The sequence below is a fragment of the Shewanella sp. SM74 genome (assembly GCF_025653725.1).
Classification (GTDB): Bacteria; Pseudomonadota; Gammaproteobacteria; order Enterobacterales; family Shewanellaceae; genus Shewanella; species Shewanella oncorhynchi.
This window is the reverse complement of the sequence record NZ_JAKKRZ010000023.1, coordinates 1-12,107: the sequence shown is the minus strand read 5'-3', so window position 1 is coordinate 12,107 and position 12,107 is coordinate 1. Positions and strand designations below refer to the sequence as shown.

Genomic DNA, 12,107 nt, shown 5'->3' with positions numbered 1-12,107 from the left:
TTATCCTAAGTAAATGATTATTTAACGAAATAGCGACCGAGCTAATACTTAACGCCTTGAAACATCGACACTCGCATCACATTCTCAGCCTCTAACACAGTTACGGCCTTCGGACTTAGCTTGGTACAGTGCTTTATCGGCGCGACTAAACAGCGTTTCAGCATCATCCCCCTGTTGCAATGAGGCCATCCCAATCGAGACAGTAATCGCGCCAAGGGAAAGCTTTTTGTCTTTCCCTACCGTTAAGCGCCGCTCAGAAATACGTTCACGCAGATTTTCAGCCACTTGCAATGCGTCGTGAAAATGGGTGTTAGGTAGCACCACCACAAATTCTTCGCCGCCATAACGCGCAACAAAGTCATCCCCACGCACACATTGCTTTAAGGCTAATGCGACATAGGCCAATACTTTATCGCCGGTCAAATGGCCATAGGTGTCGTTAAAGGCTTTAAAGTTATCGATATCAATCAGTAAGAGACTACAGCGGGTCTGGTGATCTTGTGAACGGTAGATTTGATCCTGAATACTCAATTCATAGGCGCGGCGATTATGCAGAGACGTTAATTGGTCTGTCATCGCTGCGAGGCTAAGATTTTCCATTTCAGATTTAAGATTTTGCACTTCTTGACCCATGGTACACAGACTTTGCTCCATCTCACGGTTGTTGATAAGTAGCATCTGCATCTCATCGACCACACCATCAACCAGCTCGTTTAAGGTATTGATATCGGGATTAGTTTGTAATCGCAAACCAAACTCGGCTAATGAGCCAGAAAATGCCGCGGTTCCTTGACTCAACTGGCTGATTTTATTCAACAGGCTATTGATCAAGATTTGTGTTTCAATCTGAACATTTTCAATTACTTCTGGTGACTGTTCTTGGATAAAGGTTTTATAAAGACTGGTATTAACTTCCTTGGTAAAAGAGACCGAATTCGCCAAAAAACCATCAATCGCGCGATTTAAATCGAGATTTGTACCTGCAAAATATTCATACCAAACAGTGTAATTTTCAGGAGTAACAGGAATATCGAGGGCAGACATTTGCGGCACGGCCAAACGCAAAATTTGCGCGGCAGAATCAAGTTCTCTATTTTCTGCAGTAGAAGACATAAATCGCGAACCATAGATTTGTTATGTTTTTGTATGCATTAAGTTAACTCAACTGATTCGATTTGGATATGGGAGAAATCAATTATTATGACAGGGAGCAAAAGAAAAGAGGATGTTGCCATCCTCTTCCTCATCATGGTGTCGAACCAACTAGAACGAACTAAACCTCGCGACAATTAAGTCCACAATTAACCGCGGCAGCGAGCAAAGATATCTAATTCAGGCTGATATACCTCAGTTTTGATATTCATTAGTCCCAATAGACTATCGAATAAATTGTCATGGGAGAAACCACCTTTCGCCGCATGCTCAGCCAAACAATCCATATCCAATTGATTATCTTTGCTAAAATCTTTTGACACCCAAGCAAGCATAGGAATGCTCGTCTGCTCAATCGGTGCGATACTGTAAGGCGCGCCATGTAAATACATGCCTTTTTCGCCTAATGACTCACCATGATCGCTCAGATACAACATGGCTGGATCAAATTTATCTTGTTGGTTTTCTAACTTTTTAACCACTTCGCTAATAATATAGTCAGTGTACAAAATACTATTGTCATAGGTATTCATCAGCTCATCTTCACTGCAGTTTTGTATATCACTGCGCTGACAATCCGGTGTGAACTTACGGTGTTCTGCTGGATAACGTAAGAAATAAGTCGGGCCATGACTACCAATGACATGCAATACAATCACAGTATCTTTGCGTTCTGCGTTGGCTAAGGCTTCATCTAATTTGTTCAGTAATACTTGGTCGAAACAATATTGGCCAGTGCACAACTTAGGATCACTGTTCAAATCAATAGTTATGTTTTCAACTTGGTCACACACCCCTTTACAGCCAGAATCATTGTCAAACCACTGCACTTTAATACCGCCATGATCCAACACATCAACGGCGGTGTCTTGAGCATAGGCACGGCGTGAATCGTAATCTTCCCGTCCCATGCGAGAAAACATGCAAGGCAAAGATACCGCCGTTGCCGTGCCACATGAATGGGTATCTTTAAAGACTATTAATCCTTGGTCTTGGGTATGGGAGTTGGTTGGCTTGTCGTAGCCATAATACTGATAACTCATTGAACGCGCGGTTTCCCCCACGACTAGAACTAATAAATTCGGTTTACCATTTGAGTTGGCACTGACATTTTTTGCATCGAGGCCAAGTTGCTGATATTCCATTGGCGTTTGCAAGTACTGCACATTGATGTACTTAGAGACAGCGCCGATAAAATATGTCGGCACGATGTAACGTTTTAGCTCGTCGTTGTTACGGCCAAAGGCCGCGTAATCTTGAAAATAGAAGAAAGCAATAATGCCCAGTCCTGCCAACATCGCTAGCATAAAAAGCACTTTATGCAGTAGTTCTTTTAGGAAAGGTTTGTACTGAATATCCGCTTTATAGATAAGGTACGCGGGTAAAATCCTTGTCAGTAACATATTCATTATCGAAGCAAAATTCACATACATGAACGCTTCGGCATGATTGGTTTGGAAAGTGTTTTCTATCATGCCGTAATCGAAGACGACATTGTATTGATAGGCAGCGAAGAACACACTCGATGATAACAAGGTGAGTAAGATGAAAAACGGTTTAACGAGATACTTTACCGTAAATAAGGAAAATACAAAACTGAGTGCAAAGGTTAAAAACAACGGCACAGTAGCGATGAAGATAGGATCGACATCAGGTTGTTTTTCAATGCCTTTCTTAATGATGCCAAACAATGGGATATTGAAAATACAGACGTAAAATAACGCTGTGATAAAAGTGAATCGATTCACCGATAGAGTCTTAAATCTTGCTAACACTGATAGCTCTCACTCAAATTAGTTGTTTGTCGAGAATAACTTAGTATTCTTAAGGTAGTCTTAGGCCTTTGACAGTGAAATTTTTCGCAATAGTAGCAAGCTCTTGGCAATGGCTCAAATTATCTGTGGGTATTGTTAACATTAAATAATAAACTTAAAAAAACGGCCGAACCTCAATAAGTTCGACCGTTTTCTGCTCCCCAACCTATTAGGGTCTTGCTCGGTTTTACCAGTGAAGAGTTAACAATTCATGCTAACCCAGCGGTAATTATCTTAATTGCTGTAATAAGTAGGCAAACGCCATTGAATTAAGTTCCGCGGCTTGATTATTATCTGCAGCGCCGGCGTGGCCACCTTCGATATTTTCGTAGTACAAGACATCAATTCCCATGTCTTTCATCTTAGCAACCATCTTACGGGCGTGACCTGGGTGAACCCTATCATCACGGGTCGATGTGGTGAAAAAGACCTTTGGATAATGCACGTCTTTATGCAGATTATGGTACGGAGAATAAGTTTTAATGTAAGCCCATTCCTCAGGAATATCCGGATTACCGTATTCGCCCATCCAGCTGGCACCGGCGAGTAACTTATTGAATCTAAACATGTCAAGCAGAGGCACTTGACACACTACAGCGTTATACAGATCAGGCCTGCGGGTAAACGCCGCCCCCATTAACAGGCCACCGTTACTGCCACCTTGGATGCCTAAATGTTTGCTTGACGTGATTTTACGGGCAATCAAATCTTCCGCTATTGCCTCGAAATCCTCATAGGCTTTATGTCGATTTTGCTTTAACGCCGCTTGATGCCAAGCTGGGCCATATTCGCCACCGCCACGAATGTTAGATAACACATATACGCCGCCCTGCTCTAACCAGTTCTTACCAATGGTGGCCGAATAGGATGGACGCAGTGAGACTTCAAACCCACCATAGCCATAAAGTAGCGTAGGATTAGTGCCATCTAACTTAAGATCCTTAGCCATCACCACAAAGTACGGTACTTTAGTGCCATCTTTAGACGTCGCAAAGTATTGCTCAGTTTTAAACTTATCCGCAGCAAACTGTTGCGGCATACCTTTAATTTTCTTCGGATTTAAGGTTTTTGCATTAACCGTATAGAGGCTTGAAGGCTCAAGAAAACTAGTGTAATTCACGAAAAAATCATCACTGTCTTGCTCAACGTCCATTACCGTCAGGGCGCCATTCGCTTCGAATGGGACTTGGGTGCTTTGCCAAGCGCCCTTTTCGTCTTGCTCATACCGCACTAATTTGCTTTTCACGTTATCGAGCCAATTCACGAAAATCGCACTCTTACTAAAACTAAGCTGCGCTATCGATGCGGTCTGAGTCGGGCTCACAAATAAACTGAATTTGGCATTTTGGGCGATAAGATCCGCCACATCGGCATACACGACCGCACCTTGCTTAAAGTTACCGTCTTTATTGGTTAAATCGCTCTTTAACTCAATAAATAACTTACCTTTAAAATAACCTTTAATCTCAGCATCTTGAGGTAATGGTAACCCTATGAGTTTGCCATCTTGATAGACATATTGGCTGGCGGTATAAAAAGTATGTGCCTCGGTGACTAAACTCAGCGGCGTTTTATCATCGAATAAAACCCAGCCTGATACTGCGACTGAGGTTTTGTCACCAGTGAAAATCGGTTTCGCTTGCTCGAGTGCTGTACCACGTTGCCAGAGTTTCACTTCCCGTGGATAACCTGAGTCAGTCATGCTTTGACCATCACCAAAATCAGTGCCAACAAAGGCGTGGTCTTTATCTATCCAGCTCAGACTTGATTTGGCTTCTTTCAAAAAGAATGGCTTATCTTTGGTGGCAACAAAGGATTTAGTGTTTAAATTAAATTCTCGCACTTCCACCGCATCGGCACCGCCGCGAGACAGTGAGACAAAACAGCGCTCATTTTCGGGATACTGACAGCTAATATCCTTAAATACCCAATTGACGGATTCAGCTTTACCTAGGGCATCGATATCAAGCACGGTTTCCCATTTGGGATCGGGTTTAGCATATTCTTCCATGGTAGTACGGCGGTAAATACCGCGCACATGGGTGTCATCCTTCCAAAAGTTGTATAACTTGTCGCCAATGTGGGTCGCGTAGGGAATGCGTTCTTTATCGTTCAGGATGGCGAGACTGTTCGCCACTAAGGTATCAAAACCTTTAAACGCTTTAATTTCGGCGGCAGATGCAGCATTTTGGGTTTTCACCCATTCCATCGGCTTTGCGCCTTCAACATCTTCTAACCAAATGTATTTATCTTCTTCTGCGTGAAGTTGACCGCTCATACCGAGCACTCCTGCAATGCACAAAGGCAGTAATTTATTATTCATTCTATTCCTTTTAAACAAAGTCCATCTTGAGATCTGCCCTTACATTACCTTAATTAATATCCAGTTCAACTATTAATCCAACAAGAATGTAACAAAAGGTAAGATACTGTAATAGCTGATGATTAATCTAGAATGAATCGCGTTTTTAAAAATGTCATGCTATAAAAAAACGTCCACGAGGGACGCTTTTTAGTGGATGAAATAGGGTAAATTAAAACTCGTTATTCATACGAGACAACAAATTAAGCAGTACGATTCGTTCCTCACTGCTCATTTTAGCGGTGAGATCTGTAGTGAGTTGTAGATGTAATGCATCATGTTCGAGGAACAAAGTTTGGCCCTTTTCGGTTAACTCCACCAGAATCGAACGACGATCGGTTTCATGGGGACGACGTACAACCCACTCAGCTTCTACCATTTTGTCGATTTGGACCGTTAGTGTGCCTGTTGTGACACCAATTTTATCCGCCAGTTCTTTCATCCTCATGGCACCGTGCACGCCGAGTAACTCAATGGTGTGCACCTGCGATAGGCTAAAACCTTTGTCACGTACAATGGCGTGTTCCCAAGACGACAGCTTTTCGTAAAATTCAATAATCACATGATTTAATGCATGATCTGTTGAATGTGCGGCCGTTGAATGAGCAGTCGTTGAATTCAGGTTTGATGAATGATGATGTTCAACAGTCATTTAGGCTTCCTTAGCCATACACTCGCGCTGACGGCAAGTATGGAGTTCAATAGTGATATGGGCCAATTCAGGAAATTGTGACAGTAACTGATTAAAATAACTGACATCTTTCGGTGAATGGGACACGATAGACACCATAATAGCATGGTGATCGGCACTCACTCGCCAAAGATGTAAATCGGCCACTTGATGATCCGGTACGGCCTCAAGAGTTTCCACGACCTTACGCTGCAATGACGCTTTAACACCACCGTCAAGTAAGATAGGACTCGTTTGCTGAATGAGGCCCCATGACCAACGACTAATAATCACAGCACCCACGATACCCATAACTGGATCGAGCCAAGTCAGTCCCATGTATTTACCAAACAACAAGGCCGCAATGGCGAGCACTGACGTTAACGCATCGGCTAATACGTGAAAATAGGCGGCGCGTAGGTTGTGATCATGACCACCGTGTGCCTTCTGACTCTCATGCTCAGCAGTATGGTGCTCCTGTTTATGATGGCAATGGCTATGATCTTGATGACTTTCATCGTGTGCATGTGAGTCATCATGTGAATGTGGACCCGCACCATGTGAATGAGCCGTATGGACGTGATCGTCATGGGAGGAGTGTGCTTCGCAGCTGTGATGAGCATGCTCGTCTTCATGATCATCTTGATGTCCATGATCGTGACTATGACCATGAGTGTGCCCATGGTCGTGGGTATGGTGATCTTTGAGTAAAAATACACTCAGCACATTAACGCTCAAACCTATGACAGCCACAAATATGGCTTCGTTAAAATGGATTTGCTCAGGGTTAATCAGTCGCATTCCCGATTCAATTAACATCACCAGTGCCACAAGTCCTAGCGCTATTGCGCTGGTATAACCGCCAAGTACACTCACTTTGCCAGTACCGAAAGCAAATGCAGGATCGTTAGCATGTTTACGGGCATACGAATAGGCGAATAACGTGATCATAAAGGCCGCGGCATGGGTTCCCATGTGCCAACCGTCGGCGAGCAGTGCCATAGAACCGTAGATGGTTCCGGCAGCAATTTCAGCCACCATAGTGATCACGGTTAAATACAGTACATAGCGAGTGTTCTTCTCGCCATCGCGGTTCTGACTCGAAAACTCATGGGCGTGCTGCCACTGGGCGAGTGAGTGCCCTTGGCGGCTTCCCGTAGTAGCTTGATGCCCTGTCGCTTGCTCGGCTGTCATTGATTTCATTGTATGGCCCCTGTTCCATTTCTATCGCTATTAATGGTGAAAAACTCGTCGCTTGAATTATAGTTTGAAAATCAAAATATATGAAGATCAAATTAACTATTTATCAAGATATACTGTTTTCAAACTTTTAAACGTGTATTTGAATCCCCATAATGCATCTGCTCTCCTGCCATCAGTCGAGACACTGATATGTGAATTAAGATAGGCAGCTAGACTAGGCAAAGGATATCAGGCAAGGTTTAATGGATTAGCGCTTGATTTATGAGTAAAAACAGCTCACATAGCAGAGTTAGATTGGCTTTATTACAGCCTTATGCAGTTATAGACAGACACAGCGGTGGCTTTTCAGTGCAAGTTGAAATCCAAGTTTTAAGGTTTTTATCTAGGCTGTTTCGTATATTTTTCGCATGATATGGAGTCATAAAACAGCCACAGCAAAGAATTGAAATAGCTGCGAACTTAACAAAATAAGTCATTGGAAAGTATAATTAACCCTTATTATTCAGATTGATAAAGAATTATTTGAATAAAAAATCGATTTTTTATTGAATAATTTAACCCTTTTTTACCTCTGCTGCGTTTATAGGGAGCAGAACACAGACAAATTTATCGACATCAATTCAGTTCGATTAGGAGAAACAAAATGAAATTGAAGACCTTATTTAGCGTTAGCACTGTTCACCTTGCATTTGCACTATTGTCATTCAATGCCGCGGCGGTGAACCCACCACATCCAACAGGGTTAAATGCGCCTATGATCAGTATTCAACGTTTCGATCCAAAAGATTACAGCGCACAGGAAGCCACTAAGATGTTCCCTGCTCCGGCAGCAGGTATGGTGCAGCACATTTTAAGTTTACCTAAATTAGAAAACGAAGATGACTACATGGTCGAAATCCAAATTGGTCAGACTCAAATGGTTGATTGCAATAAGCATGGATTAAACGGGGAATTGAAGGAACTGACAGTGCAAGGTTGGGGTTATAACTACTATCAAGTGGATGAAATCGCTGAAGGCCCAAGCACTATGATGGCCTGTTTCGAATTGGCGAAGAAAGAAGCTTTTGTACGTATTCCGGGTGAACTAAAAATGCGCTATGACAGTCGCTTGCCTAAGGTGTTTTATCTACCAGAAGGCGCTGAACTGCGTTTCAGAACTTGGAAAGTAGATTCAACCTATCAATATTCCAAGTAAATAGCCGAATTTAACTCTTGCGTCATCAATCAAATGCGCTTCGAGTCTTTGCTGATTGATAAAAGCAAAGACTCGAAGCGCATTAACTAGAATCGTTTGATTCTAACAACTTGCATAATTTCTATTTCAAAACCTGCCACAGTTTCTGTCTCTGGGTAATAGATGACATTGATCTTTTGCCCTTGCAGATTACGATACTTTTTGACCCGTCTAAATTTAAACGGCACGTCACAATCTTCAATCATAACAGTATGTTGTATCCACTCCGCTTTTTCCCTTTGCATATGCGAAACCACAGTCACACCTTCAGAGTGAACCAAATGTTCATGGGTGGCTAACATCTTTTTTACGGCCTTATTCATGTTCAACTCTTTTATCATCTAGTTGCGACAACAGTGACTCAACTTTCTGTTTAATTTCAGCATATCTCAATTTTTCACAGCGGCCGAAACCACTCAACTTACGCACTTGAAAACGACTAACCAAAGGAACTGACATACCAGCGAGGCAACGACAATAGGTATCAAGTGATAAAGCATCAATACCTTTGGCCGTTAAATGATGCTTCAACTCATGTAAATCAGCCAACATCTGCAGATCTGTCGGCCAAGTCGGTTCCGTCGAATAACTCAACTTAGCGAAATGACCGCGGCAGACACTGCAATGACCGCAGATAGCCGGCGTCTTATTATCATCAAAATAACGGGATAAATTGTGGCTTAAGCACGTCTCAAGTTCAAAAAAGCGGACTAACTGCGCTATTCGCGCAATTTCTTTCTGCTCTTTATCAATAAAATAATGGTACAGCTCATCGATGAGTTCCGGACGCGCTAATGCGGCAACATCCACCCGATACACATCGGTAATTCGTTTGGTTTCTAATTCAATCAACTGATGTTCAGCTAAATATTCCAGCGCGGCCAATACACGACTGCGTTCATGGCCCGTCGCACTGTACAAGGCATCAAAATCTAACGCGCCCCATATTTTCTTCATCTGCGTATGATTAAAAATTTGCGTCAAAAAGGCCTGCCGCTCTGGATTAAAGCGGCTCAGAATGACATGTTTATCCACTAAAAATTTGTAATTAACATCGGCGTAATAAGCAAATAACGGCTTAACCACACCTAGAATCTCTAGCTGTACAAGTAACGTTTTTAATGGCAACTGGCGAATATTACTCACCATCGACACGCCATTAAGCTGACATTCCCACTGACCAGAATCTTGTTCAAGTCGAATTGCTTCAATGACTTGCGCTATACCTTCTCGCTCAGGCGTATCGCCATACACAAAATTTTCAACGGTATTGAGTCCGTCAAGATTGGCTAAAGTCACACAATGGGATAAGGCACCATCACGCCCTGCTCTGCCGATTTCTTGACTGTAGTTTTCAATGGATTTAGGCAAATCATAGTGGATCACAAAACGGATATTGCTCTTATCGATTCCCATACCAAAGGCGATGGTAGCTACCACCACTTGCAGCTTATCCTGCATAAAATCATTTTGAATTTGTTGACGTTTTTCATCTTCAAATCCAGCATGATAAGCACTGGCGACTATGCCTTGTTGGCACAAGAGTCGTGCGACTGTTTCGGCGGTTTGCTGTAACGTCACATACACAATACCAGCACCTGAGAATGATGTTATCTGGTTAACCAGTAAGGCATTTTTCTCTTGCGTCGACACGGGCAGAACAGTCAAATCTAAATTGGGTCGATAAAATCCCGTTTGTACTATGTGTTCGGGCGCGATATCGAAGCGCTTGGCCATATCCAGTTTCACTTTACGTGTCGCAGTGGCCGTCAGTAACAGTACCAGCGGGATCTCAAGCTCGCGCCGATAATCGGGTAATTTAAGATAATCGGGCCGAAAATTGTGACCCCATTCTGAAATACAATGCGCCTCATCGACGACCAACATAGACAGCGGAACCGATTGAATAAACTGCCTAAAGCGTTCATTTTTGAAACGCTCCACCGACACCATTAAAACTTTCAGTTTGCCAGAGCGTGCATCTGTCATCACTTGCTGACTCTGCTCAGCGCTTAAGGTTGAATCTATGCTGGCCGCATGAATTCCCTTAGATTGCAAAAATTCCAGCTGATCTTTCATCAAGGCGAGTAAAGGCGAAATCACTAAACTCAAATGGGGTAACTGCAATGCTGTAAATTGATAACAAAGGGATTTACCAGAACCTGTCGGGAAAATCGCTAAACTCGACTTCCCTGCTAACAGTTGTGTTATCGTTTGCGCTTGACCAGGGCGAAATTCAGAAAACCCGAAATCCTGCTGCAATAAACTAACGTATGGATTGGTTTCCGGAATGGGATTGAACATCAACCGTCCTTTACACTTATCCTTACCACCCACAAAATTCGGGTATACCGCAAGAAAAAGATTCAGCATTAAGTGAGTCGACTAGTCTAGCAAATTTTGACGTACTTTACGGAGTTAATTAGCAACAACTGAGTTTTCAAGCCAACTTAACTGCTCATCAGGAGCGTAATTATAGGTGCGGATTTCATTGAAACACAATGATTAATATACAATTAATTTACTTTTTTAGTCAGCAATTAAATATGAAAATAAAACCGATTTGTAAAAATTCGATCCAATATCTCCTATAAAAAAACAAGACGTCAGATGAATCTCAGCAAAAAATACATCTCCGATAAATTGAGCATTTAAGGTTTTCTAGCAAGATATAGATTGATCAGCGACGTCAGTTTGTCCTGAAATCTTTCTTCAAAACCATCAATGTCACGCCCTATAGAAACTAAATATTTAGTTGCCTGCTCACGCGAAAGCAGCTTATTTGCAAGACTATATTGCATCTCTTCTAAGGTTTTATCATATCTTGGGATCAACACCCAAGTGCCGACATCGACGTCAAAATGTTGCATCGCTTTCTGGGCTAAAGCACAAAAAGCCTCAATATGATCTACGCCATCAGGTCCGAGACAGCCAGGTTCAATTCGGCATAAAACCGCAATTTTCCTATCGTTTGCAATACTTAAACTCATCTCTAATGCCCCGCGTTATCTAGTCGTAAACATAAGATTTTAACAGTAATTTTACGTGTCTGCACAGATAAGTCACGGCTAACTTACCCTTATTAGATAATCCATTTTAGGCAATAAAACAACTTTAAAATCATATTCTTCAAAATATAGATCCGCGTTTTTTTGTTCTATTCATCAACAATGTCGTCTACAACATCCTCATCAGTATGTTGTAAAACATTAAGCGAAATATTTTCATTATGCTCTGACAATAGGGTATCAATGGCTTCGTCAAAACTGTCTAACTTTTGAGTTTCCATATAATGTTTTAACCTCAAAATAATATCCCTGCTTAGCTCAATATGAGACTTTTTTTGCCGTTTTTTTATTTGAGATAATTCTTTGCGAACCATACGCCAGCCAAAATCCGTAAAATACTGATTGAGCATTTTGTTCTGAAGAATCCCCTGATGATTTACAAATAAATCATCAAATTAGGGTGGAAGCGCATCTTGTTGCATGATCAAATGGTTTCGCTAAAAACTACACTTGGACAACAAGATGCGCGAAGCCAATATCCTACAACATTCTTTACACCAATACTGCCCAGAACTTCACCTAAAACGATTAAACAGCTTGATGCTGGCCTCTAAGGCACTGATTGAATGTAAGACACTGACCTTGACTGAGTTAGGTCGAAATT

Annotated in this window: 9 protein-coding genes and 2 pseudogenes; 2 read left to right on the top strand and 9 right to left on the bottom strand. The window is 42.1% G+C overall.

Going from position 1 to position 12,107, the window contains the following annotated elements; translation table 11 throughout:
• Nucleotides 1-84: 84 nt before the first annotated feature.
• From L5M49_RS19200 to L5M49_RS19180, 5 genes are all read right to left on the bottom strand, one after another.
• Complete coding sequence (locus L5M49_RS19200) at nucleotides 85-1,113, bottom strand: GGDEF domain-containing protein (RefSeq protein ID WP_263266662.1); 1,029 nt, start codon at nucleotides 1,111-1,113, stop codon at nucleotides 85-87.
• Nucleotides 1,114-1,301: 188 nt separating this feature from the next.
• Nucleotides 1,302-2,927: a phosphoethanolamine transferase gene (locus L5M49_RS19195; RefSeq protein WP_263266661.1), complete on the bottom strand. Its 1,626-nt coding sequence runs from the start codon at nucleotides 2,925-2,927 to the stop codon at nucleotides 1,302-1,304.
• 268 nt (nucleotides 2,928-3,195) lie between these two features.
• Entirely contained in the window at nucleotides 3,196-5,289 is a 2,094-nt protein-coding gene (locus tag L5M49_RS19190; RefSeq protein ID WP_263206680.1) for a prolyl oligopeptidase family serine peptidase, read from the bottom strand.
• A 211-nt stretch (nucleotides 5,290-5,500) separates the two neighbouring features.
• The gene (locus L5M49_RS19185) at nucleotides 5,501-5,980 is read right to left on the bottom strand and encodes a MarR family winged helix-turn-helix transcriptional regulator (protein WP_028759894.1); all 480 of its coding nucleotides are present in this window, start codon (nucleotides 5,978-5,980) and stop codon (nucleotides 5,501-5,503) included.
• A complete protein-coding gene (locus L5M49_RS19180; RefSeq protein ID WP_263266660.1) occupies nucleotides 5,981-7,201 on the bottom strand; it encodes a cation diffusion facilitator family transporter in 1,221 nt (406 codons plus the stop codon).
• Nucleotides 7,202-7,844: 643 nt separating this feature from the next.
• On the opposite strand from L5M49_RS19180, the gene eco reads away from it, so the two are divergent.
• On the top strand, nucleotides 7,845-8,396 hold the full coding sequence (gene eco, locus L5M49_RS19175; RefSeq protein ID WP_263266659.1) for a serine protease inhibitor ecotin: 552 nt from the start codon (nucleotides 7,845-7,847) through the stop codon (nucleotides 8,394-8,396).
• A gap of 86 nt (nucleotides 8,397-8,482) precedes the next feature.
• Here eco and L5M49_RS19170 read toward each other — a convergent pair whose 3' ends face one another.
• From L5M49_RS19170 to L5M49_RS19155, 4 genes and pseudogenes are all read right to left on the bottom strand, one after another.
• Entirely contained in the window at nucleotides 8,483-8,758 is a 276-nt protein-coding gene (locus tag L5M49_RS19170; RefSeq protein WP_028759892.1) for a hypothetical protein, read from the bottom strand.
• Complete coding sequence (locus L5M49_RS19165; protein WP_263266658.1) at nucleotides 8,751-10,739, bottom strand: ATP-dependent DNA helicase RecQ; 1,989 nt, start codon at nucleotides 10,737-10,739, stop codon at nucleotides 8,751-8,753. Before L5M49_RS19165 ends, L5M49_RS19170 begins: the two co-directional genes overlap by 8 nt.
• 347 nt (nucleotides 10,740-11,086) lie before the next feature.
• Nucleotides 11,087-11,425: a hypothetical protein gene (locus L5M49_RS19160; protein WP_105252539.1), complete on the bottom strand. Its 339-nt coding sequence runs from the start codon at nucleotides 11,423-11,425 to the stop codon at nucleotides 11,087-11,089.
• Nucleotides 11,426-11,592: 167 nt separating this feature from the next.
• Nucleotides 11,593-11,859 (bottom strand): annotated as a pseudogene (locus L5M49_RS19155) (hypothetical protein); the annotation flags it as partial.
• A 106-nt stretch (nucleotides 11,860-11,965) separates the two neighbouring features.
• Here L5M49_RS19155 and L5M49_RS19150 point away from each other — a divergent pair.
• A pseudogene (locus tag L5M49_RS19150) lies at nucleotides 11,966-12,107 on the top strand (IS4 family transposase); the annotation flags it as partial.